The following is a 26,446-nucleotide window of genomic DNA, read 5'->3' as shown; positions in this document are numbered from 1 at the left end:
AAATCCCAGCTAATAATTAGTTGGGATTTTTTTATCATTGAGGTGGTATATTATTAGGAACAGCATTTTCAACAGCAGGGATACTCTTGAGGTATGCAAAGATGGCTTTTAAGTCATCGTTAGTAAAATTTTTATAATGTTCCCACGGCATTGGAGGTAATAAAGGCCTGCTGTTTTCTAAACCTTTGTAAAGTCCCTTTTTAATACAGGTTAAGAACTGCTCTTCAGACCATGTCCCAATACCCGTAGCATCCGGGGTTAAATTAGCCGCAAAAGAAGTACCCCATGGACCAGTTGCCGACGTAAGTCCTATAGAGAAAAGGATATATGATTTTGCAGTTTCTGGATCAAATGGCGGTAATGCTTCATTAGCAGGATGACCAGATAAAATTCTAGTAGTATCTACTTCCATACCTCTTTCTGTAAACTTTTTTGGTGAGTGGCAGTCATGGCATCCATTGGTGTCAACAAGATATTTACCTCTTTTTTCAGGATTAATTGCGCTTGCACTAACAGGTTGATAGGCTTTTTGTTCTTCTTTTTTTGATTGGCAAGCACTGAATAGCAAGCCAAAAGCAAACATAAAAGCCAAAATTCTTTGTTTTTTCATTAGTTGGTTGGTTTATTGGTTAAAATTACACTTGAAAAAATAAGAAGAAGTTAATTGATAGAAAAAGGGTAGTGTTTTTGTTTGAGTAATGCTGTGTAATCCATGATGTTACGTTTACCTTCCAATTTACAAAGGTATTTAATCACAGCACTAAGTCCTTTAAATAATACATCCTTATTTTTAGGATATTTAGGTTTTTTATTTTGATGGTTTATAGGCAGGTCATAACCACAAGCGGCCAAGAAAATAACTTCTATTTGTATCAATTCTTTTGGCGTGTAACCATTAAATTTTCGTCCCAAATTTTGGTGTACGCGTCCAATATAATTTAATTTTAAAGAGCCATGATGGTCAGATAAATGTTTCCAACTATCGGTATTGTCCAAAATGTTACCTACCGCACATTGCTTGCAACATTCGGGGTTTAAGGTATTATCATGAAAAGCTATATAAAGCTTTTTGATGGCCACTTCAAATCGTGATTTTGCTTTCATGGAATTTTGTTTTGACTATAATTTACAAAATTTATACGAATTATAATGTTATTTTTGCAATATGAGTCAACCCCTTACAGCACAAGAACTACATAATTTAGCCATGAATCACGTTGGAAAGGATCTTGAGAAGCGTGGTTTTGAGTTTATAGCCGTAAATAGTAAACTAAAAAAACATCCACAGTTTGTTTGTATAGATAAGAACAATCAATACTACTTTGTTATAGTCCGTGCTGTGATTTTGCCTGATAACCCCAATAATTATGATGTAGTTTGGATGGAATCTTTTAAAAAACACGCTAGAGAAAAGGAAGCCATTGTTTTGTATGCAGGCGTTGGCATTGGTAGTTTAGCAGGTGAAAAGGAACCCATTTATTTGAATCAGGATTATTTGTTAGAGTATAATGGAATTCAGGTTTTAGAAACAAATTTAAACTAATCTAAAATAATGAGGCTTATTAACGCATATGTAGGTAAACATATATTTGGTATATTGTTTGTTGTAATACTGTTTTCATGTGAAAAACAGGTAAAAAACACCAAACTATCTGGGGGTGTTTTTGGAACAGGTTATTCTATCATATATGATTCAAGCACAGATTTTAGCCATCAAATTGATAGCCTGTTTTATGTTATAAATAAAAGTATGTCAACTTACCAGCAAAACTCTGATATTTCAAAGGTGAATAGAAATGAAGCGGTTAAGGTAGATGCACATTTTAGGCATGTATTTGAAGCTTCTAAAATTATTTATTCTGAAACTAATGGTGTTTTTGATCCTACTATTGGTGCTGTTGTAAATGCCTGGGATTTTGGCCCTGAAGGTAAAATTGTTAATCTTGACAGTTTGAAAATAGATAGCTTAATGCATTCTGTGGGCTTTGGCAAAGTTAAAATAGTAGATAGCGGCATTGTTAAACCCAAGGCTACTTTTATTGATTTTAATGCTATAGCCAAAGGATACGGTGTGGATGTCATTGGAGCGTTTCTAGAATTGCAGGATATAGACAATTATTTAGTAGAAATTGGAGGAGAAATTCGAGTGAAAGGCATAAATGCTGAAAAGAATATGCCATGGAAGGTAGGGGTAGAAAATCCTAATTTTGATGGAAAACAATCTATTTTAATGGCTATAGCGCTACAAGATGAGGCTATGGCAACCTCAGGAACATACAGAAAGTTTAAGGTAGATGAGAATGGAAACAGATATGCACATATTATTGATACACAAACAGGTTATCCTAGTAAAACAAATTTGCTAAGTATTTCTGTAATAGCCGAAACATGTATGGTGGCTGATGCTTATGCTACGGCTTTTAAAGCTATGGGAATTGAAAAAATCAAGCTCTTTTTAGAGCGACACCCCGAACTTAAGGTGTTTTTAATTTTTGAAAATGAGCAAAAGGATATTGAAACCTTGGCGCTTAATGGGTTTCCTGAAGCTTCATAATTTACTATTAAAATTGGAAGCATATTAATAACCAACCCAACACTAGAAGCAGTCCGCCAATAGGTGTAACAGGGCCTAAAAATTTTAATTTTCGACCTTTAGCATCAAACAAAACAAGGACGTAGATACTGAATGAGAATAAAATAATACCCAAAGTAAAACACCAATAAACAACATGAGCGGTATCTATTGAACTATATCCTAAAATTAATAAAACAATAGCGTGGTACATTTGATATCTAACACCAACGTCAAAACTTTTCAATTGATTTTCAGATAAGGTTTGCTTTAAAGCGTGTGCACCGAAGGCTCCGAAAATCACAGCGAGTAACCCAAATAATGCACCTGTTGAAATAACTATTTGTTCAGACATTCTTTTTTTACTTATAAACAACAGGAATTATTTCTCCTTTAGCTAAACAATAAGTTGCAATTTCAGCATCTGGCAGTTGCTTAGTGTAATCTACTTCATCTACTTTAAAACCTATACGTCTTAATTTATCAAAATAGTCACGGCCGTAAATACGAACATGGTCGTATTGTCCAAAAATTTTAGCACGTTCTTTAGGATCTGTAATCGTGTTGTCTTCAAAAGTTGTAGCTCGATTTAGATCCTGAGGGATTTGAAAAATACCAGTACCGCCCTTTCTTAATACACGATATAATTCCTCCATCGCCTTAGTGTCATTTGGTATGTGTTCAAGAACGTGATTACATAAAATAAAATCGAAGGTGTTATCTTCAAACGGTAGGTTGCAAATATCAGCTTTTACATCAGCCAAAGGCGAATTTAAATCGGTAGTCGTATAATCTAAATTCAACATGTTTTTAAACCGCTTGAAAAAAGCCTGCTCTGGAGCAAAATGTAGCACTTTCAAAGGGGCAGAAAAGAAAGTAGTTTCATTTTTTAAGTACAACCAAAGTAACCTATGACGTTCTAAAGAAAGGGTCGAAGGCGATAATACATTGTTACGCTGCTGCCCGTATCCATAAGGTAAAAACGTTTTAAAACTTTTGCCGTCAATAGGATCAGTGTATTTGTCGCCTTTTAAAAAGAAGGCTAAAATAGGCCTAATAATATAGCTAAGCCTGATTAATAAAGGTCTAGGAACAAGGTTAAGAATAAACTTAAAAGTCTTTTTCATGCATTAAAGCACTAAAGCTTTTTGTCTGAATTCATCTTCTTCCTCACTCTCAATACCTAACGCATCATAAATATAAGCGAATGTAGATAGTAATTCTGGTTTACCATCAATTAAAGCAACATCATGCTCAAAATGAGCAGAAGGTTTGCCATCTAACGTTGTAATTGTCCAACCGTCTCTATGCTGTTTTATGCGTTGCGTGCCCATATTTATCATTGGCTCAATGGCTACCACCATACCTTCAATAAATTTTTTGCCGCGTCCACGTTTACCATAGTTTGGCATTTCTGGGTCTTCATGCATTTTTTTTCCTAAGCCATGACCAACCAGTTCTCTTACTACACCATAACCATGATCTTCACAGTATTTTTGAATGGCGTACCCTACATCACCAACACGATTATTTGCTTTAAACTCGCGAATACCAACATACAACGACTCTTTGGTTACTTGAAGCAGTTTTTCTGTTTCTGGATCAATCTCTCCAACAGCAAAAGTATAGGCATGATCACCGTAAAAACCATCTTTTAGAGCGCCACAATCTATAGAAATAATATCACCTTCTTTTAAAGGGTCTCCATTAGGTATGCCATGAACTACTTGCGAATTGGGACTCATACAAAGCGTATTAGGAAAATCATATAAGCCTAAAAATCCAGGTTCGGCGCCATGATCTCTAATACAGGTTTCGGCAATTTTATCTAATTGCAATGTGGTTACGCCTGGTTTAATTTCTTTGGCTAGTTCTCCTAAGGTTTTAGAAACAATTAATGCACTGTTACGCATTAATTCAATTTCTTCTCGTGTTTTTACAGTTATCATAACATCAAAAATAGGATGCAAAGATACTTAAATTTTACCATTTTCATATAGGAGAAGATGAACCGTATGCAGCCCAAAATTCATTGAAAAATTTAAAAAAGGGCTTACGGATGTTATTACTTAAATAACCCAAAAAGACCTCCTTTTTTCTGTGGTATAATAGGCTCAGTATCGGTCAATAGTTGGTATACTTCGCCCCAACCAGGAAACCCTCCAACATTGCGATCATCAATAAACAAATCGGCATTTATTTTTCGGCTAAAAGCAGGATCAAATTCTTCTTCAGGAAAACTTTTGTTAACGGCATAGAAGTGTATGCCGTTGGCTTCGCAAAATTTGACAGCCTCTTCTAATTTATCACCACATCTATAGGTCCATAGTATTAAACGGTGTCCTTCTTCTTGCAGTTTTTTTAAAGTTTCAAATGCAAAAATCATAGGTTTGCCTATTTTAGGATAGGCATCCTCAACAATAGTTCCGTCAAAATCGACTGCAATGGTAAGCTGAAGATTAAAATTCATAAATACTTATAGAATTGGGTTTGTACAAAAATACATATTTTTTGGGGATTAGGATATTTGAGCATCATGGAATAAAAAAAAGCCTTGCTTTTTAAACAAGGCTTCATTACTATGTATACTGAATACTACTACACTAACGCGTGTCTTGTCATAGCTTCAGGTTGTGGTACATTCATGAGTTTTAAAATGGTTGGCGCCATATCTCCTAAAATACCATCCTTAATTTCTTTCAATTCATTATCAATTAAAATAACAGGAACAGGATTAGTGGTGTGCGCTGTGTTAGGGGTTCCGTCAGGGTTAATCATGGTTTCACAGTTTCCATGATCTGCAATAAGTAATGTGGTGTAGTTGTTTTCTAGAGCTGTGGTCACGACATCTTTAACACATGTATCTACAGCTTCACAGGCTTTAATAGCGGCTTCCATAACACCAGTATGTCCTACCATGTCACCATTGGCAAAGTTTAAACATACAAAATCAACGTCTCCTTTTTCAAGCTCAGGCACTAAAGCATCACGAAGCTCATAAGCACTCATTTCTGGTTTTAAATCGTAAGTAGCAACTTTAGGTGAGTTTCTTAATATACGTTGTTCGCCTTTAAATTCAGCTTCTCTTCCTCCAGAGAAAAAGAAAGTGACATGTGGATACTTTTCTGTTTCAGCAATTCTAATTTGCTTTTTGTTATGATTTTCTAAAACTTCACCTAAGGTTTCGGTTAAATTTTCCTTGTTGAAAATAACATTGATATTCTTATAGGTGTCATTGTAATTTGTTAAGGTAACATAATACAAATCAAGTTTATGCATGTTTTGTTCATGGAAATCGGTTTGAGATAAGGCCTCGGTAAGCTCACGTCCTCTATCGGTTCTAAAGTTAAAGAAGATAACTACATCCCCTTCTTTTATGGTTGTTACAGGATTTCCTGAATCATCAGTCATAATAATAGGCTTGATAAACTCATCAGTAATATCATTATCGTAGCTTTCTTGAATGGTTTCAATGGCATTTGTTGATTTTTGACCAATACCATTAACCATAGCATCATAAGCTAGCTTAACGCGTTCCCAACGTTTGTCTCTATCCATGGCATAATAGCGACCAGTTATAGAGGCAATTTTAGTGTTAGTGTTTTCAATATGATCTTCAAGTTGTTTAATAAAGCCAGCACCAGATTTAGGGTCAACATCACGACCATCAGTAAAAGCGTGCACATAGCTATTGGCTATTCCAGCCTCATTAGCCGCATCAACAAGGCCTTTTAGATGGTTGATATGAGAATGTACACCACCATCACTAAGTAAACCTAAAAAATGAATATCTTTATTGTTTTCCTTAGCATAGTTAAAGGCATCAACTAAGACTTTCTCTTTATTTAAAGTTTTGTTTTCAACAGCCAAATTAACTTTAACCAAATCTTGGTATACAATACGGCCAGCTCCAAGATTCATATGCCCCACTTCACTGTTTCCCATTTGGCCTTCAGGTAGTCCAACGTGTAACCCGTCTGTACGAAGGGTTGCAAAAGGATATTTTTTATATAAAGAATCTATAAAAGGCGTATTGGCATGATCAATAGCAGAGACTTTTGGATCAGGTGAATTTCCCCACCCGTCAAGTATCATTAGGATAACTTTTTTATTCATTTTTTGTTAAAATTTTAATGCAAACAAAGATACGGAAGTTATATAAAAAACAGGTATCGAAACCTTTGAAAAACCCTGAAAAACAAAGGTTTTTAGGATAATTTTTTAAGAAAACGATTTCGTTAACAAATTGTGAATCAAACGTTAAAAATCTGTTATAAAAAATATTTTATGTAACAGAATCAAATTTTTATCGTCTCTTTAGTATATCAAAAAACGTAATCATTTAATCAAACTAAAATCTTTCATCATGAAAAAAACAATCATCATTTCCGCTGTGGCATTATGCTTTTCTTTAAGTACTGTAAATGCTACTTCATCACCTGTTGCCTCAAACGATTTTAAAGTTGAGGCTTTTTTTAAAGTAAATTCTTTTTGTGTTTCAATTGCCAAAGGTGATTTTGAAACCGTAAAAAAATTAATTGACCGTGGTGCAGACATTAACCAAAAATCAAACGGCATGACGCCAGCTATGTATGCAGCTAAGTTTAACAGAGTTGAAATTTTAAAGCTGTTAATTGCTGAAGGAGCTAATTTAAAAGTGAGATCAGAAAAAAAGAAAACTGCGGCAGACTATGCCAAGTTGCACGGTGCAGATGAAGCCTTAATAATCATAGAAGAAGCGCTTGCTAAGAAAAAAAATAATTGTTAAGAAAAACGTATAATAATTATTTGAGTTAGTCATTTTTAAAAAGCCTTGACATGTCAGGGCTTTTTTGTGTTAATTAGTTTGATGTTTTTTTATAGCTTCACGTATTCTCTCAATTCTATTGTCTGGATCGGGGTGCGTGCTCTGAAATTCAGGAACTCGGTTTGGTCCGGCTGCAGCTTTTAAAATTTCCATAACACCAATCATTTCTTCGGGGTTGTAATTAGACTTTATCATGAATTTAACCCCAAGATCATCACTTTCAAGTTCGTCATCTCGTCCGTTTGTTAATAATGTATTTTGACCTATACCAGCTACAAGTTCACCCATATCTGCACCTACAGAACCCGCCGTAGTTAAGCCTTGCCAGTATTCACTTTCAGCAATACGTTCTGCACTATGCCTACCCAGAACATGACCTATTTCATGCCCCAAAACACCAGCAAGTTGATCTTCATTCTCTAATTTCGAAAATAGGGCATAGGTAATGAAAATTTGCCCACCTGGTAAGGCAAAAGCATTAATTGTGTTTGGGTCATTTAAGAGGTGAAATTCATATTGGTAAGGAGTTTCTCGGGCAATACTATTATTTACTAATTTGGCGCCAACATTATCAACTAAAGTTTGGTATTGATTGTTGGGGTGCAAACCGCCATGCTGCTCTGTCATTTGAGGTGCGCTTTGTAATCCTATAGCAATTTCCTTGTCTGGTGTCATTGATATGGTTTGTGTACGTCCTGTATATGGATTTACCTCTTGTTGACTACAGCGTTTAAAAACAAAAAACAGTGCGATAGCGGCACCTATTAATAGTCTGACTTTAAAATTTTTTCCTCTCATGATGGTTTTGCAAATAGCTTACTAAAATTACAAAAGATTTTTCATTGTTTGTTTTTAGCATTTCAAAAAAACTCATAAAGATTTACTCATAACATAATGCAATCCAATATGTTCAATGTTAAAAGGTTCGCTAATAATGGCATAATTATTCTTCTTATAAAAGGGCACGGCAAGTTGTCTAGCATTGCACCAAATAGTATCTGCACCTTTTTCTTTCATAAAGTTTTCACCGTATTGTAAAATTAGTTTACCTAAGCCTTGACCTTGAAACGTTTTTAGAACAGCCATTCCTCTTAGCTGGTATTGGTTTTTGCTAGAAATACCGCTGTAAGTATTGTTGAAAAAAGAACAAACGCCTAATAATTCTTCATTTAAATATAAACCAAAATGAAATGTAGTATTTAGTAAGTCGCCATCAAATTTGCAAGTATCTAAAGGTCTGTTAGGTCTAAGAACAGGTTGCCTTACCTGAAAGGTTTCTTCTGCTGAAATCTCGTGTATGCGATAGTTGTTAGTTTTGATAGCTTCAGTTTTTTAATGGAACATTCAAACATATTAATTTATATTTATAAATTGCTTTTATAAAGCAAGAATGATATGACATTCAAATTTAAAATTCTTGAACCAGAGCGCATACATGAGGTTGTGCCCTTGGTTTATAAGTTAAATGAAGCCCGTATTTCAACGGAGGTCTTACAAAAGCGTTTTTTAGATATGGTAACTCAGCACTATGAATGTGCTGTGGTTTTTGATGAAGATAATATTATTGGGGTTTGCGGACTTTGGTTTTGTACAAGGCATTATTCTGGTAATAGCGTAGAACCCGATCATGTTTATATTGATGATGCTTATAGAGGTACGGGGTTAGGGCATCGTTTTTTTAACTGGATTTATGATTATGTGCAAACCAAAGGAGTAGAAGCTATAGAGCTAAATACTTATGTTACAAATGCTTTGTCTCATAAGTTTTATTTTAAGGAAGGCTTTGAAATTTTAGGCTTTCATTTTTTAAAAAAGTTATAATTTTTTCTTGGAAATGATAGGTGAGTTTATATATATTTGCAACCGATTAACGCGGGAGTAGCTCAGTTGGTAGAGCGTCAGCCTTCCAAGCTGAATGTCGCCGGTTCGAACCCGGTCTCCCGCTCAAAAAAGCTTCATCAATAACGGTGAAGCTTTTTTATTTTAAATGGTTTAACTCTGTACCTGGAAAGACTTCATAGGGTGCTTTATTATATTCAAATATTCTAGCACTTAAATCACCTTTTAAAATAATAGACTGCCCTTTAACGTGTATCCAGCTGCCTTCCCTTAATCCCACAACAGGAGGGGTGTTATAGTGATGAAATTCTCTTATTCTGGTCCCTCTGGTTTCTCCCATATGTGTACTTGAGGTGTCTGGATCTAAATAATGTGGGTTGATATTGAATGGTACAAGGGCCAATGCATTAAAGCTTGGGGGGTATACAATAGGCATATCATTAGTGGTTTTTATAGTTAATCCACAAATGTTACTCCCAGCGCTGGTGCCTAAATAAGGGATGCCACCATAAACCGCTTCTTGTAATAGGGAAATTAAATTATTTTTATACAACTGATAGGTTAATACAAAGGTATTTCCGCCCCCCGTAAAAATAGCATCTGCTGTTTTAATAGCTTCTGCTTTATTTTCATATTCATGAAGGCCAATAACACGTTTATTAATTTTTTGAAATCCCTTACGGGCTATTTCTGTGTAGGCGTCATGACTTATACCGCTTGGTCGGGCAAAAGGAATAAAAAGAATAGTTTGAGCCTTCTCAAAAAAGCGTTCTAAGTCGTTTACAATATAATCAAGGTAACCGCTGCCGTGAACGGTTGAGGTGCTTGCTATTATTATGTTTTTCATTTCAATAAGACATTTCAGCAAAACTAGTTAAATTTCTGTTTAGAAAAATTTTAGTACATTTTACTTTAGGAATAGAAAATTATGTGGTAATTTGAAAATAAAAAATAAATGAAGCATATTATTGTTGTTTTAGCTTTTTTAACAACTAGTTTGGGTTATTCGCAAACTATTAATAGAATTGATGTTGCAGGAAAAATTATTGTTGAAGGTAATGATATTTCGGGTATTACCATTTTCAACACCTCTTCAAATAAAGGAACTATTTCTGATGAAAATGGTCAGTTTACTATTGCCGTGGCTTTAAACGATTTAATTCAAGTGAGTGCGCTTCAATATCAAAGCATTGAATTTAGAGTCAATGAAGCTATCATAGCATCAGGAAGTATGAAATTATTTATGATTGAAGAAATTAATAAATTGGACGAGGTCATCGTTTTGGATCAGAAATTAACAGGTGATTTAGGCACAGATATTGAAGGAGCCGAAGCTTTTAATCCTAAATTAGATGCTCTGTATTTTGGTGTGAAGCATAGCAGCGATTATAATTTTGAGAAGGATAACAAAACAGAGGTGAATAATATAACAATGGCTTCACAGCAGCAGCATATGATAAATGGTCTGAATATTGTCAATGTGGTTGATCAGTTACTATTGCCTTTATTCAGGTCTGGCGCTAAAGATAAAGACAAAGTGAAAATTCCAGAAGTACCTATTGAGTCTGTGAAATATTACTTTGGTTCAGAGTTTTTGGTTGACAACTTTGATATACCAGAACATCGGGTTCAAGAATTTATACAGTATGTGCAACGAGATGATTTTGATTTTTCGTTGCTTAACTATGGTAACGAAATGGAGTTTCTTGAGTTGCTACATCAAAAGAGTAAGGTGTTTTTATCTACAAAAAAATAACTCTTTTATTTTAACATAACTTTACAAACGGTTTACAAAAAGATTAAGATTTGAAGGACTTACTTTAAACAATTAATCAACTACTGTTTTTGAAGCGTTTACTTTCTATTTTTATTTTTGGTTGTTTGTTTTGGTTTTCTACTCACAGTCAAAGCGTGATACTTTCAGGAAAAGTTGAGAGTACATCAAATGTTGAAAACATTCACGTTATTAATAAAACGGCTCAAGTATTTACCATTACAAATACAATAGGGGTGTTTGAGATTTCAGTAAAAGTTAATGATACCATACAATTTTCTTCGGTTCAACATAAAGACAAAGAATTAGTTATGACTCCAAAAATGATTTTAAGTAAAACCGTAAAAGTACATTTAGAGGAACAAGTAAATGCGTTAGATGAAGTTGTTGTAGGTAAGGTGCTATCTGGTAATTTAACACAAGATATAAAGACAACTGAAGGTAAAGCTCCAATCAATTTTTATGATGTAGGTATTCCTGGATATCAAGGAAAAATAGCAACCATAGGGGAAAGACGCTTACACGAAGCCACAACAGGAGGTGGTATTGTGCCATTAAATCCTATTATCAATGCTATTACAGGAAGAACTAAGAGATTGAAAAACCAAGTGAAAATGGAGAGAAAGGAGACTTTAATGCAACGCGTAAAAGCAAGATGGTCTGATGAATTTTTTACGTCGTATCCGTTAGAACCGGATTTAAGAATGGATTTTTTCTATTTCTGTATGGATGATGAGAATTTTATGGACAGCTGTCAGAATAAATCAGATTTAATCATTTTTACGTTTTTGAAAATGAAGTATATACAGTATCAAAAAAATAGAACAGCCTTACAGGATTAATTGATTTTCAAAATATATTTGAAGACAAGGGTTGCTTTTAGAACGTCATAAAAATCTATAAATTAACTACTTTTGCAATATGATCAGCATTTCTAAATTTCTTTTTTGTGTGTTTTTGTTCCCCATCTTTGCTTTTACAGGAGTACATAAATACTATGTAAGTGTGACACAAATTGAGTATGTGAAAGAAAAACAGTCATTGCAAATTATTTCCAGAATTTTTATTGATGATTTTGAGAGTCTTTTAAGAGAACGTTTTGATGATAAAATCATACTACTTGATAACAACGATGAGTCTGAACGTATTGATGGTTATATTGGGAGGTACTTGAAGGATAAACTCAGCATTAAGATAAATGGAACACCATATATTGTGAAGTTTCTTGGAAAAGCCTATGATACCGATGTTATAAAATGTTATATGGAAATTGAAGGCATAACAGAAATAAAGTCTTTTGAAATAAGCAATAAGGTGTTATTTGATCTTTTTGAAGACCAGCAGAATATTATTAAAACCAACATTAATAATAAACAAAAGAGCTTCATTCTTCTCTCTCAAAATGATTCGGTAGTGTTAAAATTTGATTAAAACAGCTATGTTTGCTGTATAATTTTATAATTTCGCTCCTATTTGAATAACAATTTTTGTTGTTATTGGTTGAAATAAACTACAATTTTTAATTATAAAATAGGAATGAGAAACATTGCTTGCGTTTGTTTAGTACTGATTATTGCTGCTTTTTCAGTGCATGCACAAGAGAAAGAACAAGTAAAAACAGGTCATACAAATACGAATAAATTTAGGCAGCTGTATGATGAATTTTCTACACCAAATATGTATCGTGCTGCTTCGGGAGCCCCCGGGGTAGCTTATTACCAGCAGCAGGCCGATTATAAAATGGATATTGTCTTGGATGATGAAAAGGCAAAAATTTCGGGTTTTGAAACCATTACCTATACCAATAATTCTCCAGATCAATTAACCTACCTTTGGGTGCAACTTGATCAAAATCAAAGAGCAAAAGATTCTAAATCTCCGTTGATTGAATCTGAATCGATTCCACCATATGCTGAACCTTCAAGCTTTGTTCAGAATTATATGAATAAGCCATTAGAGCGCGGGTTCACTATTGAGGAAGTTACAGATACCAATAAAAAACCATTACCGTATACTATTCATAGAACGATGATGCGGGTAGAATTACCTAAACCATTAAAGCATGGTGAGAAGTTTTCCTTTTCAATTAAGTGGTGGTACAATGTTAATGATCATGTCGTTGAAGGTGGTCGGTCTGGATACGAGTATTTTCCAAAAGATGGTAATAGAGCCTATGTTATTGCTCAGTTTTACCCAAGAATGGCAGTATATAGTGATGTTGAGGGCTGGCAAAATTCTCAGTTTTGGGGTAGAGATGAGTTTGCCTTACCGTTTGGTGATTATGAGGTGAATATTACGGTTCCTGCAGATCATATCTTAGAGGGTACGGGCCAATTAACAAATAGAAAAGAGGTTTACTCTAAAGAGATGATGCAACGCTATGAGGAGGCGAAAACGTCTTATGATAAACCAGTTATTATTGTAAGTCAAGACGAAGTTATAGCTAAAGAAGGCCTCTTTTCTCAAGAGACGAAAACTTGGAAATTGAAAGCTGTGAACGTACGTGATTTTGGCTTTGCAACCTCAAGAAAATTCATTTTAGATATGATGGCTGTGAAAATTTCTGAAAAAGATGTTATGGCGGTTTCATTATATCCTAAGGAAGGCAACCCATTATGGGAAGCATGGTCAACAAAAGCTGTAGCGAGTACTTTAGAGTCTTACTCAAGAATGACTTTTGATTACCCGTATCACAAAGCTATTTCAGTACATGCTAAGCAACAGGGAATGGAATACCCAATGATTTGCTGGAACTATGGTCGCCCTAAAGAAGATGGCACGTATAGTGATCGTGTAAAATATGGTATGATGGGGGTGATTATTCATGAAGTTGGTCACAATTTCTTTCCTATGATTGTAAATAGTGATGAGCGTCAATGGACTTGGATGGATGAAGGCTTAAATACCTTTTTACAATATATTGCCGAGCAAGATTTTGGACAAAAATATCCAGAGGCGCTATCCCCTCAAGATAAGCACTTTCCTTCAGATCGTGGACCAGCCAAGTTAATAGTGCCTTACATGAGTGGCAATCAAGATTATATTGCACCTATCATGACCAAAGGGTTAAATACCTATCAATTTGGAAATAATGCTTACGGAAAACCAGCTACCGCATTAAATATTCTTAGAGAAACAGTTATGGGAAAAGAACTCTTTGACTATGCTTTTAAGGAGTATGCCAACCGGTGGAAGTTTAAACACCCCACACCAGAAGATTTCTTTAGAACGATGGAAGATGCTTCTGCTTTTGATTTAGATTGGTTTTGGAGAGGTTGGTTTTATACTACAGACTGGGTTGATATAGGTATTAAAGATGTGAAAAGATATTTTGTATCCTCCTCACCCAATAAGTTTGTAAGAAACGTGGCTGAAAAACAAGGTTTTCCGTTAAAGAATTTAAAACCATTGGTTTATTTAGTAGAGGAGGGCAGTGAAGATTATGAAGAGTCTTTACGTGATGGCACTCTTTTGGAAAATTCCATTCCATTAAAACAGTATGTTATGGATAATTTCTCTCCAGAGGAAAGAAAAAATTTGAAAACACCAAAGTATTTTTATAACATTACTTTTGAGAAGCCAGGAGGTTTAGTCATGCCTATCATTGTAAAGTATACCTATGCAGATGGTACATCAAAAACAGAAACCTATCCAGCACAGATATGGCGATTTAATGATAGTGAAGTCACTAAGGCTGTAGCTTCTGAGAAAGAAATTGTTTCAATTATAATAGATCCTAATGAGGAAACGGCCGATATTGATACGTCAAATAATTCATGGCCTAAGCAAGAACAACCTAGTGATTTTGAACAATTCAAATCAACACTTAAAAGTTAAAATCATATTATTTTCAGAAAAGCCGATTTTTTTAAATCGGCTTTTTTTATTCTAAGAAATGAACTCACTATATTTGTGCTGTGATACAATTAGCAACATTTCTATTTATTAGCGGAGCAGAAATAGCATTCATTATGTTTATTGCTGTTATGGTTTTTGGTGCCGATAAATTACCAGAAATAGCAAGAGGCCTTGGTAAAGGTATGAGAACATTAAAAGACGCGTCTAATGAAATTAAGCATGAAATTACCAAAACGGCCGAAAATCATGGCATAGATACTAGTGTGACTTCTGATGTAAAAAAGGAGTTAGATAAAGTTAAAGATGATTTAGAAGACTTTACGGGTTCTGTAAGACGTAAGTTTTAGGTTTTTAGGACATTTCCTTGAAGCCTTTTTCCTTTATTAATCTGAATTAAAACATGTTTACATAGGAAGTTCAATGAGGCGCTTTGGCATAAGTTTCTATTTGATTTTCAAAAGTTAAACTGTCTTTAAAAGCGCGTAAATTTCCATCGGGATCAAAAAAATTAGCTACCTTTTCCTAAGAATATTCCTTATAGTTTATAGGAATATTATGTTAAGTCACTTTGTTTATCCATAATTTAACATTGGGCACATGCATTCTTAGGCATGTTTTAATGCGCTCCAATTCATTAGTTGTACTCTCATTAAAGTCATCAATTTAAACCATTAACTAGGCATCGCCAAAGGAGAAGCAGGTTAGTGTATCATTTTAAACAAACTGGGTAATTCTAAAATGTTTTGGTAAAATGATACACAAGCTTGGTAATTTATTGGTTTACATAATTATACCCACTCTGTTAAAAGCTATACGGTTATTTTATTTTTCTGCTCAAGGTTAATCCGTCTCTAATTGGTAAAACAACAGTTTCAACACGAGGGTCTTCTTTTAAAAGTTTATTATAAGCAATAAGGGCTGGTGTAGACGTGTCTTCTTTTTTAAAGGTTTTATCTAAAACCTTACCGCTCCAAAGCACGTTGTCAGATAATATGAGTCCTCCCATATTTAATTTATCAATAATCACGTTAAAATAATAACTGTAGTTTTCTTTGTCGGCATCAATAAAGACCAAATCAAAGGTTTTATTTAGTGTAGGAATGATGTCTAGTGCGTCTCCTAAATGCTGAAAAATTTGGTTGCCAAAATTAGATTTGTCAAAGTATTTTCTTTGAAAATCGTAGAGCTCCTCATTCACGTCAATAGTGTGTAATTCACCCGATCTTTGCATACCCTCAGCTAAACACAAGGCAGAATACCCTGTGTAGGTGCCGATTTCTAGAACGTTTTTAGGGTTTACTAATTTAGAAATCATGCTTAACAGCCGTCCCTGATAATGCCCACTGAGCATTCTGGGCTGTAATATTTTTTGATAGGTTTCTCTATTGAGTTCTTGTAGTAACTCTGGTTCATTTTCAGAGTGATTTACTACGTAATCATCTAATTCTTCAGGTATAAAATGCATTAGTTCAAAATTCTGTTTATCAACTTTTCTTTTGCGTTTTCATCGTCGCCACACAGCCATGTTATCACATTATCTTCCCAGATGGCTTCATATTCTATTTGGTTGATGATTTTATTTTTTATGGCCAAATCTAAAATTTTACCGGGATAGGATGATTGTTTTTCGCTTTCCATCTCACCTAACGGATACGGGTCGTCAAGGCCCATAATAACCTGTTTAGCGCCTTGGTTTTTGATAAGCAGTTCTAAGCCACCGGTATCATGTACTAAAGTGTCAAAGAAAATATTTTTGTGTCCTACGGCTTTTCTAGGGTGGTGTTTGCCTTCAAATAAATCAGGTCTACCGTCAAATCCTTGTATGCGTCTTCCTAAATTAATTTGTGATAATTGACCACCATGTGCAAAACAGGTGCGCATGTTAGGAAATTTTTCTTGATAACCATTTAAGGTTAAAAAGTGATACGCATCACCACATTGGGCTAACATCCAGATGAGGTGAAATCGCCAGGATGTGTTTTCTAGTTTAATAAATTTCTCACCATCATACGGGTGAATTTCAACGGCTAAGTTGTATGTGTTAGCCAGTTCAAAAAGCGGTTCGTTTTCTTCATCAAATATACACCGCCAGGTACCGATAGAATCCATATAATGTGTGGGCAAACAAAGTAATTGTAACCCGAGTTGTTCCACACAGCGTTCAATTTCCCAACAGGCACTTCTCAAAAAACCAGGATGCACTACAAATCCACAGGTGAATTTAGTAGGATGTTCGTGCTGTATTCTGGCATTAAAATCATTTTGAAATCGTAGTGCTTTTTTCATTTCTTCAACGCGTAACCCATTACCGTAAAGTTGTGACAGATTGAGAACAACCGCATGATCAATTTTATTACGAGCCATCCATTCTAATTTTTCATTTAAGAAAAAACTGGAATCTGTAACAGGGCGTTTCCAGTCTTTTTGAAGCATGAACTTTCTATCTTTATCTACCCAAAAAATGCCTTTTTCTTGCATAAATTCGGGAATTTCCTCTGGATAAGGAAGTAAATGAGAATGGCCGTTAATCCTTAATTTACGTTTCATGATTATATCCTGAGAGGTCAGGAATCTTTAAAATTAAAATATCAATCTATTTTAACCTGCGAAGGCGGTTGCATAATTGTACCACAATTTGGACAGCTTCGTTTTGTTGTATCTCTGTAATACTTGTCAAATATTTTGGGCATATCGGTTTCAATATTTTCCAGAGTAAAATCTTCTTCATAGAGTTTTGTGGTACAGTTTTCACAAAACCATAACAGCGCATCTCTCATGCCTTCTGGGCGTTTATACTCAATAACTAACCCAACGGTATTAGGGCCACGTTGTGGTGAGTGCGGTACTTTTGGAGGTAGTAAGTAAATATCACCCTCTTTAATTTGTACATCTTTAGGTGTTCCTTTATCAATAATTTTCAGTACAATGTTTCCCTCAACTTGATAGAAAAATTCGGGTGTTTCATTGTAATGATAGTCTTTTCTGTTGTTCGGGCCACCAACAACCATCACAATAAAATCGGCGTCTTTCCAAACTACTTTATTCCCTACAGGTGGTTTTAGCAGATGTCTGTTTTCTTCAATCCAAGCCTTAAAATTTATGGGTGATGTTAACGTACTCATTATAATATTATTTTAGGCGTTACCACGAGGGTCAGGCTATTCACTATATCTTTTTTGCTTAAACAAAAAAGGATGCCGCTTCTATCCTTAACGCGAATTCACTACTAATATACAAAGACCTCAAATCCTATTAAAGCTTCAAGGATTATTTTTACATAGACTTAGTTCGGCCACCATCAACAGGAATATTCGCGCCATTTATATAGGCAGCTTGTTCACTAGCTAAAAAAGCAATAACACTAGCGGTTTCTTCGGGTTGTGCAAAGCGTTTTGCAGGTACATAGTTTTTCATGATTTTGGTCATTTCATCAACCGTTGTTTCCTCAGCGTTTGCCTTTATTTGAATAATTTCGGCTAAACGGTTTGTATCTGTAAAGCCTGGTAAAACATTGTTTATTGTGATACCAAATGCTCCAATCTCTGTAGCTAATGTTTTACTCCAACTGGCAACGGCCCCGCGAATGGTATTGCTTACTCCAAGTCCTGGTATAGGTTCTTTAACAGATGTTGAAATTACATTAATAATTCTGCCAAATCCAACATCTTTCATAAACGGAATAGTGGCTTGGGCTAAAATATGATTACATTTTATGTGCTGCGTAAACGCTTTGTCAAACTCATCAAGACTTGCGTGAAGTATTTGACCACTTCTGGGACCACCAGTGTTATTTACCAAAATATGAAATCCATGATGATTCTCAATAAATTTTATTACTTGTTCCTGAAGGTCTCTTGGGTTAGAAAAATCGGCCACAATATGGCTATGATTTCTATGTTGTGGTAATTCGGCAAGGACGGCTTTTAGTTTTTCTCTGTTTCTAGCCACTAAGGTTACGTTAACGCCCTCTGCGGCTAGAGCCATAGCTGCGGCTTTTCCTATGCCTTCTGTGCTTCCGCATACTAGAGCGTTTTTATTATTGATTTTTAAATCCATAGAGTTTTTTGGTTAGTATATTTTATTATTTGATTGTTTAATACTTAATACAAACATTTTTAGGTTCTGTAAAAAAACGTAAAGCCTCAAAACCACCTTCACGTCCTAAACCAGAAGATTTTGTGCCTCCAAAAGGTGTTCTTAAATCTCTGAGCATCCATGTGTTTACCCATATAATTCCAGCTTGTAGGTGTTCTGTAAAATGCATGGTTCGTTTTAAATTGTTAGTCCAAATAGTGGCCGATAAGCCGTAATTTGATGCATTGGCCATGTTTAAAACTTCTTCTTCAGTTTCAAAAGGCATAATGGTTACAACAGGACCAAATATTTCTTCTTGGTTAAGTTGGCAGTTGTTCGTGTTAACTTCAATCACCGTAGGTTCTAAATAATAACCATTTTCATGATTTTTCACAAGAACTTGATGTCCACCACACAGTATATTATGTCCTTCAGAACGCGCTATGCTCATATAGTTTAAAACTTTTTCTAAATGTGTTTGCGAAACTAAGGCGCCTATATCAGTATCAGTTTCCATGGGGTGTCCAACTTTAAGTTGTTTGACACTTTGTATGAAATCTGATTTAAATTTAGTATAAATGGACTGTTCCACAAAAATACGACTGCCACACAAACATATTTGTCCTTGATTAGAAAAAGATGATTTTACCGTGGTTTCAAGCATGGTATCATAATCACAATCAGCGAATATGATATTGGGGTTTTTTCCACCCAGTTCGAAAGATAATTTTTTAAACATAGGAGCCGCTATTTTAGCTATGGTAGCCCCTGTTTTTGTTCCGCCAGTAAACGAAATGGCTTTTATATTAGGATGTTTTACAATGGCTTGTCCTGTTTTTTCGCCAGAACCGTGTATAATATTTAGTACACCAGGCGGTAAACCCGCTTCAGTACAAAGCGTTCCAAGCATGTAAGCTGTCATTGGGGTTACTTCACTTGGTTTGGCTATAACACAGTTGCCCGCTGCAATGGCTGGCGCAATTTTCCATGTAAACAGATAAAGGGGGAGGTTCCAAGGAGAAATACAGCCAACCACACCTATGGGTTGTCTTAGGGTATAGTTTATAGCCGAAAATCCTTTTGTTTCATGGCTTTCACTTGCAAATTGGGTGATGGCATGCCCGAAAAAACGAAAATTACTTGCTGCTCTGGGAATATCTATAGTTTTAGCTACAGTTAGCGGTTTGCCGTTATCTATACTCTCTGCTTCTGCAAAACGCTCTAAATGCGCTTCAAGTAATTCTGAAATGTTTATGAGTATGCGGCTTCTTTCTTCTAAAGAAGTTTGTGACCAACTAGGAAAAGCTGATTTTGCAGCAAGAAAAGCGTGTTCTACATCAACTTCATTTGAATTAGGTATAAAGCCATACACTTCGCCACTGGCCGGATTAAAATTCTCTAGCCAATCTTGAGAATTTGGGTTTTGGTATGTGCCGTTAATGTAGTTTTGAATCTTCATTATACTTTTTTGTAAGCTACCACTTTTATTTCTATGAGTAAATCAGGATGTGGTAATTGGTGTACAGCAACAGTAGTTCGTGTAGGCCCGTTTTCTTTTTTAAAAAATTCGGCATACACTTTATTATATCCCGCAAAATCATTCATGCTTACTAAGAAGGTAGTTACATCAACCACATCGGTAATAGAAACACCAACCTGAGTTAAATTCTTATTTATGTTTTCTAGAACAGCTCTGGTTTGCGCTTCAATATCAAACTTTTTGGTTCCCATTTCATCAATAACTTGAACCCCAGCAATACTATTGTCTGGTTGCCTAGCACTTGTTCCTGATACAAAAATAAAGTCGCCCACACGTTTGGTATGAGGATAAGCGCCTCTCGGTGTTACAGATTGTTTCATAGTTAATAGTTTAATCCAGCAATTCTATTGTCGTCAAGAATGGCATTGGTTTCTGTTTTTACTTTCTCTAGGATGGGTTTTAACGTTTTTAAATTAACGGTGTTTGGGTACGCAATAACACCATCGTTTAATAAATTTAAAATAGCTTTATCTTGGGCTCTTCCTTTTAGCATAGCCTCATGATAGCCCATGTTTTCGTTAAAGGTGACCAAGGCATATTTTGAAGCGTAAGCATCAGGAAAATGTTGCTCAAAAGCCATCTCTAATTTACGTTTTTCTTGAAATATAGGGTTCGCTACATGGTCTTTCATTTCATGAAAATTATCAACTGCTAAATCGGCAATAGCATCGGTGTCTTGCTTTCTTTGGTGTTCATAGGTTTGAAAAACCTCTTCCCATGTGCTCAAATTTTTATCAAGAATGTTGTCAAGTTCAACAACATCCTCAAAAGAAGCATTCATGCCTTGCCCATAAAAAGGCACAATAGCATGGGCTGCATCACCCATTAAAAGGGTGTTGCCTTTATAATGCCATGGTGTACACTTTATAGTACCAAGAGGCGACGTGGGATTCTTAAAAAAATCGCCTAACAGATTAGGCATAATCGCTAAAGCATCTGGAAATTCGTTTTGAAAAAACTCTAAAACATCATTTTCTTCCGCAAGATTATTAAAGTTGTATTTACCGTCATGATAGCTTAAAAATAGAGTTACGGTAAAGCTTCCGTCTAAATTAGGTAAGGCAATGAGCATAAAATCACCGCGTGGCCAAATATGAAGCGCATTTTTTTCTAACTGATATTCGCCTGGTGTTTTAGGCAATATGCTAAGTTCTTTATACCCATGGCTAAGGTAATTTTGAGAAAAGCTAAAAAGGAATTTTTTTTCTAAATAGTAGCTTTTTCTCATAGCCGAACCTGCGCCGTCTGTAGCGATAATAACGTCAGCATCTTCAACAAACTCTGTTTGTGTGGAATAATCTTTAAAGAGCGCTGTGGTTTTTTCAAAATTAACCGATTTACATTTTTTATTGAAATAAATATTTACGTTTTCATGTTTTTCGGCTTCGTCAAGTAGTAAAACATTTAAATCGCGTCTTGATATAGAATTGATAAATTCATGTGATTTACCACTATAATTTGATTGAAATGTATTGCCATGAGCGTCATGAATCATGCGGCCTTTCATAGGAATACAAAGGGCTTTAATTTTTTCTTCTAACTCAACCAGTTTGATGCCTTTATTACCTCGATTAGAAAATGCCAAATTTATAGAACGACCAGCACTCATTTTTACCTTACGCAAATCTGGTCGTTTTTCATAAATGGAAACATTATAACCTCTTTGGGCGAGCCTTAAAGCAAGTAAGCTGCCACATAGTCCGGCTCCAATGATAAGTATGTTTTGTTGTTTATTCATCTAAAATACTTTTGAGGGTTTCTACCAGTTTGTAAACATCTTCAAAGGAATTATAAAAGGGAGTAGGAGCACATCTAATAACATCAGGTTCTCTCCAATCAGTAACAACACCCATTTTGGCAAGCTTGTTATGTAGCAATTTATCTGCATTTTTTACCTGAATAGATAACTGGCATCCACGTTCATTAGGAGCACTAGGCGTTATTATTTTTATAGTGTCTTCTCCTAAAGTCTTTAAAAGAAACTCAAAGTAACCCGTAAGTTTTTCAGATTTTTTAGTAAGTTGTTCCATGTCCACTTCAGCAAATATGTCTAATGATGCTTTTATGGCGGCAAGCGATAATATAGGCGGATTGCTAAGTTGCCAACCTTCAGCTCCAGGTAGCTGATCAAATGCATCCCGCATTTTAAAACGTGTTTCTTTATTATGACTCCACCAACCTGTAAATCTGTTCAAATCTTTTTTATAGGCATGTCGCTCATGAACAAAGCATCCAGCCAGGCTTCCTGGGCCAGAGTTTAAATACTTATAAGTGCACCAAACGGCAAAATCGGCACCAGAATCATGTAAATTTAGAGTAACGTTTCCAGCGCCATGAGCACAATCAAAACCTACTTTACAGCTATGTTTATGACCCAATTGTGTGATGCGTTTTAAATCAAAAAACTGCCCTGTATAATAATTAACCGCACCAATTAGAATCAAAGCAATCTCATCGCCTTGTTCGTTCAGTATGGTTTCTAAATCATCACAATGTAATAGTTCTTCATTCACTCGGGGTTTCCAAAGTACAAGCCCCTCTTTATCATCAAACCCATGATGACGCAACTGAGACTCTACGGCGTATTTATCTGAGGGAAAGGCATCGCTTTCAATAAGGATTTTATACCGTGATTTGGTGGGTTGATAAAAGGAGACCATCATGAGGTGAAGGTTGGTAGTAAGGGTATTCATTACTACAACTTCAATGGGTTTGGCACCAACAATCTGCGCCATATTATCGGTTAAATATTCATGATAGTTTAGCCATGGGTTTTTAGCCTCAAAATGTCCCTCAACACCCAAGTTAGCCCAATCGTCTAATTCTTGCTGTACCAATATTTTTGTTGACTTTGGTTGAAGTCCCAGAGAGTTTCCTGTCATATAAATGAGATCCTTTCCGTTTTTGTCTTTCGGAATATAAAAGCGATTTCTATAGGCTCTTAAAGTGTCATTTTGGTCTAGTGCTAAGGCGTAATCAAGACCTAGTTTATAGTTGGACAACGTTGTTTGTTTTTGGGTTTCTAACAAAAATAAGAATTATCTGCTAAGGTATGAAGGGGCTCATGATAGAATACTTTCAGCTTTATTTTTTTGTATCTTTAGTAAAAACAAACGTTATGGCTAAAACAAAAGAATATACCAATGGGGAAGTAACTATTGTTTGGAAACCAGAATCTTGTATTCATTCAGGCATATGTGTTAAAGGACTACCTCAGGTATTTAGACCTAGAGTTAGGCCGTGGTTACGCATTGATAAAGCGACAACGCAAGAATTAATAAATCAGGTAAATCAATGTCCATCTGGAGCCTTGAGTTTTTATATGAATGCAGAAGTTAAAAAGGTATCTGCTGACATAAAGACAAAGGTAGAAGTGTTAGAAAAAGGGCCTTTGTTGGTATTTGGTGCGTTGAAAGTGGTGCATAAGGACGGAACCACAGATTTAAAAAGTAAAACAACGGCATTTTGTAGGTGTGGTGGTTCCAATAATAAACCTTATTGTGATGGTTCACATGTGAAAATAGATTTTAAAGGGTAAATTCTAGTAATGAAAAAGCGCTTAAACCTATGGATCAAGCGCTTTGATATATATAGACGCATAACGCGGAATAATCAACTATACTTTATTTACGTTACCATTGAAGGTTTAAGATGTTTTATAAATGTTAAAAAAATATAAAATTTATTGAAATTTAATAGAGATGTTGGTCAGTTGTAAATCCCAATCTCCAGAGGATTTTTTATGACTTGATGCTAGTTTTAATCCGTTATAGTCATGATAGTTTTCAAAAGTATTGATTAATCCTGCTGTTGGTTTATTTCCTTTTCTAAAAGCCCATTCTGTTATAATAAAGTTCTCATCATAATAAATATCATAGGCGTCTCCAGGTGTATAGCCTCCTTGACTACCATAGGTTAGGGTGATTTTGTGTGAGTCAATACCTTTTATGGGCGATTTAACTTTTTCAGGGTCAGAAATAGAGGTGCCTTTATCCCAAACAAGTTGAAAAGGAATAAACAACCAAAATTTATCATTTATAAAAGCTCTGTCAAATTTTATAACTGTGGAGTCTAAGGTATTTCTGTTATAAGAGATGGTATCTTGTTCGGTTATCAAGGTAACATTATTGGTTTTTGGTTGCCACTGCCATTGCCTTTTCCCTGCGAAGGTAAAGTTAACCTCAATCACATGTTTCCAGTGATCATAACCATGGGCTTTAGCTATTTTTTCCGCTACTGTTAATGTTGTTGGCGTTAATTTTTTTTTGGTAGTCTCCTGACAAGACAAGCTAAAGATTAAAATACCAACACAATAAATAAAGTTTTTCATACATTTAGTTTTTGCAAAGATAACCTTTTGAATATGGCTCTAGATAAAATTTATTTTGACACGAATAGGGATACATGGAACAAAAAAGTTGCTGTTCATGCAAAAAGTACGTTGTATGATTTAGAAGGTTTTAAAAAAGGGAATTCCTCGTTAAAGCGTTATGAACTTGAGGCTTTAGGAAATGTGTCAGGAAAATCATTGTTGCATTTGCAGTGTCATTTTGGTCAGGATACATTGAGTTGGAGTAGGATGGGAGCCCAGTGTACAGGTGTAGATTTGAGTGATGAGGGTATCAAGCTGGCCAGAAAATTAAACGATGAACTACATTTAGATGCACAGTTTGAATGCTGTAATGTTTTAGATGCTTCTAAAATTATAAACAAAACTTTCGATATTGTTTTTACTAGCTATGGTGTGATAGGTTGGTTGCCAGATTTAAAACCATGGGGTAAGATGATTGCAGAGCGGTTAAATCAAGGCGGTACGTTTTTTATAGCCGAGTTTCATCCTATTGTTTGGATGTTTGATTATTTGGAAGATATGCCCTATATGCGATTTGGTTATATGCAGAAAGATGTTATTTATGAAGAGTATGAGGGAACTTATGCTGATAAAAGTTCGAATATAGTAAGTAAAGAGTATGGATGGAATCATGGACTAGGAGAGGTGGTTTCAGCACTTACCGAAGCAGGTTTACATATAGATTATTTGCGCGAATTTGATGAAAGCCCTTATAACGTTTTGCCAAATTTGGTGGAGACTACATCGGGTATGTATGCTACAAAAGATAAGTTATACCCGTTAATTTTTACACTAAAAGCAACAAAACCGTAAAGAGAATTATTTACTCAGTTTTAAAATTCTAAAGGCTCCTTGAATGACCAAAACAAAAACAATGGTACCTATAATTAAATCGGGCTTATTTGAATTAAGCCAATTCACTAAGATGCCTGCAAGAATAACGCCGAGATTAATAATGATATCATTAGAGGTAAAGATCATGCTGGCTTTCATATGAGCTTCGTCTTTGCTTTTTGATTTTTGTAAAATAATTAAGCATAAACCATTGGCAAAAAGCGCTAAAATAGATACAATAATCATGGTTGAAAATTGAGGGAGTTGCTCTGATCCCAAAAAGCGTCTCACAACTTCAAGAAAGCCTATCAACGCTAATACTATTTGAAAATAACCAGCAAGTTTTGCAATTCTTTTTTTTCTAATCATAGTGCCACCAACAGCCAATAAGCTAATACCGTAGACAAAACTATCGGCCAACATATCTAAACTATCAGCCACAAGTCCCATTGACTTTGAAATAACTCCAGTCATCATTTCAATAATAAAAAACATGACGTTTATGGTAAGCACCCACCAAAGTAATTTTTTTTGATTTGCACTTTCTGTAAATGAGGTCTGATTTGATAAGACTGTTGAGATTTTCTTTCCTCCCAAGTTGAGTTCAAGAATAGATGTTTCAATTACATCAGTTAAATCATGATGGTAAACGGTTAGTTTGCGGTTGGGGATGTCAAAGTCTAAATGTGCAATATTTGCAATATCATCTAATTTCATTCGGATGAGGTTCTCTTCAGAAGGACAATCCATTTTGGTAATTTCAAATACTGTTTTATACATGCAATTCATTTATGTTT

General features: G+C 35.1%; 31 protein-coding genes and 1 tRNA gene. 12 read left to right on the top strand and 20 right to left on the bottom strand.

Translation table 11 applies throughout. The annotated features are described in order from the left end of the window. Positions 1 to 34 precede the first annotated feature (34 nt). Both KFZ70_RS01260 and KFZ70_RS01255 read right to left on the bottom strand, forming a co-directional pair. Positions 35 to 610, bottom strand: coding sequence for a c-type cytochrome (locus tag KFZ70_RS01260; protein ID WP_139696648.1), 576 nt, complete (start codon positions 608 to 610; stop codon positions 35 to 37). A 50-nt stretch (positions 611 to 660) separates the two neighbouring features. Further along, complete coding sequence (locus tag KFZ70_RS01255; RefSeq protein WP_139696646.1) at positions 661 to 1,104, bottom strand: Na(+)-translocating NADH-quinone reductase subunit F; 444 nt, start codon at positions 1,102 to 1,104, stop codon at positions 661 to 663. A 61-nt stretch (positions 1,105 to 1,165) separates the two neighbouring features. Between KFZ70_RS01255 and KFZ70_RS01250 the strand changes: the two genes are divergently transcribed. Together KFZ70_RS01250 and KFZ70_RS01245 are read left to right on the top strand one after the other, a co-directional pair. Continuing rightward, positions 1,166 to 1,543, top strand: coding sequence for a Na(+)-translocating NADH-quinone reductase subunit F (locus KFZ70_RS01250; protein WP_139696644.1), 378 nt, complete (start codon positions 1,166 to 1,168; stop codon positions 1,541 to 1,543). A gap of 9 nt (positions 1,544 to 1,552) precedes the next feature. Continuing rightward, positions 1,553 to 2,554: an FAD:protein FMN transferase gene (locus tag KFZ70_RS01245; RefSeq protein ID WP_139696642.1), complete on the top strand. Its 1,002-nt coding sequence runs from the start codon at positions 1,553 to 1,555 to the stop codon at positions 2,552 to 2,554. Between the two features lie 7 nt (positions 2,555 to 2,561). On the opposite strand, the gene KFZ70_RS01240 is transcribed toward KFZ70_RS01245, so the two are convergent. The 5 genes from KFZ70_RS01240 to gpmI all read right to left on the bottom strand — a co-directional run bounded on the left by KFZ70_RS01240 (position 2,562) and on the right by gpmI (position 6,688). Next, a complete protein-coding gene (locus KFZ70_RS01240; RefSeq protein WP_139696640.1) occupies positions 2,562 to 2,927 on the bottom strand; it encodes a DUF423 domain-containing protein in 366 nt (121 codons plus the stop codon). Positions 2,928 to 2,934: 7 nt separating this feature from the next. After that, positions 2,935 to 3,699: a class I SAM-dependent methyltransferase gene (locus tag KFZ70_RS01235; RefSeq protein WP_139696638.1), complete on the bottom strand. Its 765-nt coding sequence runs from the start codon at positions 3,697 to 3,699 to the stop codon at positions 2,935 to 2,937. 3 nt (positions 3,700 to 3,702) lie between these two features. Beyond that, on the bottom strand, positions 3,703 to 4,521 hold the full coding sequence (map, locus tag KFZ70_RS01230; protein WP_139696854.1) for a type I methionyl aminopeptidase: 819 nt from the start codon (positions 4,519 to 4,521) through the stop codon (positions 3,703 to 3,705). Between the two features lie 116 nt (positions 4,522 to 4,637). Continuing rightward, positions 4,638 to 5,042, bottom strand: a complete 405-nt coding sequence (locus KFZ70_RS01225) for a BT0820 family HAD-type phosphatase (RefSeq protein ID WP_139696636.1) — start codon at positions 5,040 to 5,042, stop codon at positions 4,638 to 4,640. A 128-nt stretch (positions 5,043 to 5,170) separates the two neighbouring features. Then, positions 5,171 to 6,688 carry a 2,3-bisphosphoglycerate-independent phosphoglycerate mutase gene (gpmI, locus tag KFZ70_RS01220; RefSeq protein WP_139696634.1) on the bottom strand — a complete coding sequence of 506 codons (1,518 nt, stop codon included), beginning with the start codon at positions 6,686 to 6,688 and terminating at the stop codon, positions 5,171 to 5,173. 250 nt (positions 6,689 to 6,938) lie between these two features. On the opposite strand from gpmI, the gene KFZ70_RS01215 reads away from it, so the two are divergent. Then, a complete protein-coding gene (locus KFZ70_RS01215) occupies positions 6,939 to 7,340 on the top strand; it encodes an ankyrin repeat domain-containing protein (protein WP_139696632.1) in 402 nt (133 codons plus the stop codon). A gap of 69 nt (positions 7,341 to 7,409) precedes the next feature. Here the strand turns inward: KFZ70_RS01215 and KFZ70_RS01210 are convergent, their stop codons facing one another. Beyond that, positions 7,410 to 8,177: a M48 family metalloprotease gene (locus KFZ70_RS01210; protein ID WP_139696630.1), complete on the bottom strand. Its 768-nt coding sequence runs from the start codon at positions 8,175 to 8,177 to the stop codon at positions 7,410 to 7,412. 72 nt (positions 8,178 to 8,249) lie between these two features. Then, positions 8,250 to 8,669: a GNAT family N-acetyltransferase gene (locus tag KFZ70_RS01205; protein ID WP_233244042.1), complete on the bottom strand. Its 420-nt coding sequence runs from the start codon at positions 8,667 to 8,669 to the stop codon at positions 8,250 to 8,252. A gap of 105 nt (positions 8,670 to 8,774) precedes the next feature. Here KFZ70_RS01205 and KFZ70_RS01200 point away from each other — a divergent pair, with 105 nt between their 5' ends. Beyond that, positions 8,775 to 9,200, top strand: coding sequence for a GNAT family N-acetyltransferase (locus KFZ70_RS01200; RefSeq protein WP_139696625.1), 426 nt, complete (start codon positions 8,775 to 8,777; stop codon positions 9,198 to 9,200). A gap of 51 nt (positions 9,201 to 9,251) precedes the next feature. Continuing rightward, positions 9,252 to 9,324, top strand: a tRNA-Gly gene (locus tag KFZ70_RS01195). A gap of 33 nt (positions 9,325 to 9,357) precedes the next feature. Here the strand turns inward: KFZ70_RS01195 and pepE are convergent. Beyond that, positions 9,358 to 10,065, bottom strand: coding sequence for a dipeptidase PepE (gene pepE / locus KFZ70_RS01190; protein ID WP_139696623.1), 708 nt, complete (start codon positions 10,063 to 10,065; stop codon positions 9,358 to 9,360). Positions 10,066 to 10,173: 108 nt separating this feature from the next. On the opposite strand from pepE, the gene KFZ70_RS01185 reads away from it, so the two are divergent. From KFZ70_RS01185 to KFZ70_RS01165, 5 genes are all read left to right on the top strand, one after another. After that, entirely contained in the window at positions 10,174 to 10,974 is an 801-nt protein-coding gene (locus KFZ70_RS01185) for a carboxypeptidase-like regulatory domain-containing protein (RefSeq protein WP_139696621.1), read from the top strand. An 89-nt stretch (positions 10,975 to 11,063) separates the two neighbouring features. Beyond that, positions 11,064 to 11,834 (top strand): hypothetical protein, encoded by a 771-nt coding sequence (locus KFZ70_RS01180; protein WP_139696619.1) that lies wholly within the window; start codon positions 11,064 to 11,066, stop codon positions 11,832 to 11,834. Positions 11,835 to 12,015: 181 nt separating this feature from the next. Beyond that, positions 12,016 to 12,423 (top strand): DUF6702 family protein, encoded by a 408-nt coding sequence (locus KFZ70_RS01175; protein ID WP_233244039.1) that lies wholly within the window; start codon positions 12,016 to 12,018, stop codon positions 12,421 to 12,423. Between the two features lie 105 nt (positions 12,424 to 12,528). Further along, positions 12,529 to 14,829 carry a M1 family metallopeptidase gene (locus KFZ70_RS01170; protein WP_139696616.1) on the top strand — a complete coding sequence of 767 codons (2,301 nt, stop codon included), beginning with the start codon at positions 12,529 to 12,531 and terminating at the stop codon, positions 14,827 to 14,829. An 80-nt stretch (positions 14,830 to 14,909) separates the two neighbouring features. Continuing rightward, positions 14,910 to 15,197, top strand: coding sequence for a twin-arginine translocase TatA/TatE family subunit (locus KFZ70_RS01165; RefSeq protein ID WP_139696613.1), 288 nt, complete (start codon positions 14,910 to 14,912; stop codon positions 15,195 to 15,197). Positions 15,198 to 15,667: 470 nt separating this feature from the next. Here the strand turns inward: KFZ70_RS01165 and KFZ70_RS01160 are convergent, their stop codons facing one another. The 8 genes from KFZ70_RS01160 to kynU all read right to left on the bottom strand — a co-directional run bounded on the left by KFZ70_RS01160 (position 15,668) and on the right by kynU (position 23,466). Beyond that, positions 15,668 to 16,315 (bottom strand): O-methyltransferase, encoded by a 648-nt coding sequence (locus KFZ70_RS01160; protein ID WP_139696611.1) that lies wholly within the window; start codon positions 16,313 to 16,315, stop codon positions 15,668 to 15,670. Further along, a complete protein-coding gene (locus tag KFZ70_RS01155; RefSeq protein ID WP_199240671.1) occupies positions 16,315 to 17,397 on the bottom strand; it encodes an amidohydrolase family protein in 1,083 nt (360 codons plus the stop codon). The genes KFZ70_RS01160 and KFZ70_RS01155 overlap by 1 nt, the downstream gene beginning before the upstream one ends. A 41-nt stretch (positions 17,398 to 17,438) precedes the next feature. Beyond that, on the bottom strand, positions 17,439 to 17,972 hold the full coding sequence (locus tag KFZ70_RS01150; RefSeq protein WP_139696606.1) for a 3-hydroxyanthranilate 3,4-dioxygenase: 534 nt from the start codon (positions 17,970 to 17,972) through the stop codon (positions 17,439 to 17,441). A gap of 151 nt (positions 17,973 to 18,123) precedes the next feature. Next, positions 18,124 to 18,906, bottom strand: a complete 783-nt coding sequence (locus tag KFZ70_RS01145) for an SDR family oxidoreductase (RefSeq protein ID WP_139696604.1) — start codon at positions 18,904 to 18,906, stop codon at positions 18,124 to 18,126. 37 nt (positions 18,907 to 18,943) lie between these two features. Continuing rightward, positions 18,944 to 20,383, bottom strand: a complete 1,440-nt coding sequence (locus KFZ70_RS01140; RefSeq protein ID WP_139696602.1) for an aldehyde dehydrogenase — start codon at positions 20,381 to 20,383, stop codon at positions 18,944 to 18,946. After that, positions 20,383 to 20,784 carry a RidA family protein gene (locus KFZ70_RS01135; protein ID WP_139696600.1) on the bottom strand — a complete coding sequence of 134 codons (402 nt, stop codon included), beginning with the start codon at positions 20,782 to 20,784 and terminating at the stop codon, positions 20,383 to 20,385. Before KFZ70_RS01135 ends, KFZ70_RS01140 begins: the two co-directional genes overlap by 1 nt. A gap of 2 nt (positions 20,785 to 20,786) precedes the next feature. After that, a complete protein-coding gene (locus tag KFZ70_RS01130; protein WP_139696598.1) occupies positions 20,787 to 22,202 on the bottom strand; it encodes an NAD(P)/FAD-dependent oxidoreductase in 1,416 nt (471 codons plus the stop codon). Next, positions 22,195 to 23,466 (bottom strand): kynureninase, encoded by a 1,272-nt coding sequence (gene kynU / locus KFZ70_RS01125; protein WP_139696596.1) that lies wholly within the window; start codon positions 23,464 to 23,466, stop codon positions 22,195 to 22,197. The genes KFZ70_RS01130 and kynU overlap by 8 nt, the downstream gene beginning before the upstream one ends. 116 nt (positions 23,467 to 23,582) lie before the next feature. Between kynU and KFZ70_RS01120 the strand changes: the two genes are divergently transcribed. Further along, positions 23,583 to 24,002, top strand: a complete 420-nt coding sequence (locus KFZ70_RS01120; RefSeq protein ID WP_139696594.1) for a (4Fe-4S)-binding protein — start codon at positions 23,583 to 23,585, stop codon at positions 24,000 to 24,002. 144 nt (positions 24,003 to 24,146) lie between these two features. Here KFZ70_RS01120 and KFZ70_RS01115 read toward each other — a convergent pair whose 3' ends face one another. After that, positions 24,147 to 24,794: a hypothetical protein gene (locus KFZ70_RS01115; RefSeq protein WP_139696592.1), complete on the bottom strand. Its 648-nt coding sequence runs from the start codon at positions 24,792 to 24,794 to the stop codon at positions 24,147 to 24,149. 33 nt (positions 24,795 to 24,827) lie between these two features. Here KFZ70_RS01115 and KFZ70_RS01110 point away from each other — a divergent pair, with 33 nt between their 5' ends. Continuing rightward, on the top strand, positions 24,828 to 25,628 hold the full coding sequence (locus KFZ70_RS01110; RefSeq protein ID WP_139696590.1) for a bifunctional 2-polyprenyl-6-hydroxyphenol methylase/3-demethylubiquinol 3-O-methyltransferase UbiG: 801 nt from the start codon (positions 24,828 to 24,830) through the stop codon (positions 25,626 to 25,628). A gap of 6 nt (positions 25,629 to 25,634) precedes the next feature. Here KFZ70_RS01110 and KFZ70_RS01105 read toward each other — a convergent pair whose 3' ends face one another. Continuing rightward, positions 25,635 to 26,429 carry a cation transporter gene (locus KFZ70_RS01105; protein ID WP_139696588.1) on the bottom strand — a complete coding sequence of 265 codons (795 nt, stop codon included), beginning with the start codon at positions 26,427 to 26,429 and terminating at the stop codon, positions 25,635 to 25,637. Between the last annotated feature and the right edge of the window lie 17 nt (positions 26,430 to 26,446).

Source organism: Allotamlana fucoidanivorans (assembly GCF_045788535.1).
Lineage (GTDB): Bacteria > Bacteroidota > Bacteroidia > Flavobacteriales > Flavobacteriaceae > Allotamlana > Allotamlana fucoidanivorans.
This window is presented reverse-complemented; position numbering and strand designations above follow the sequence as displayed.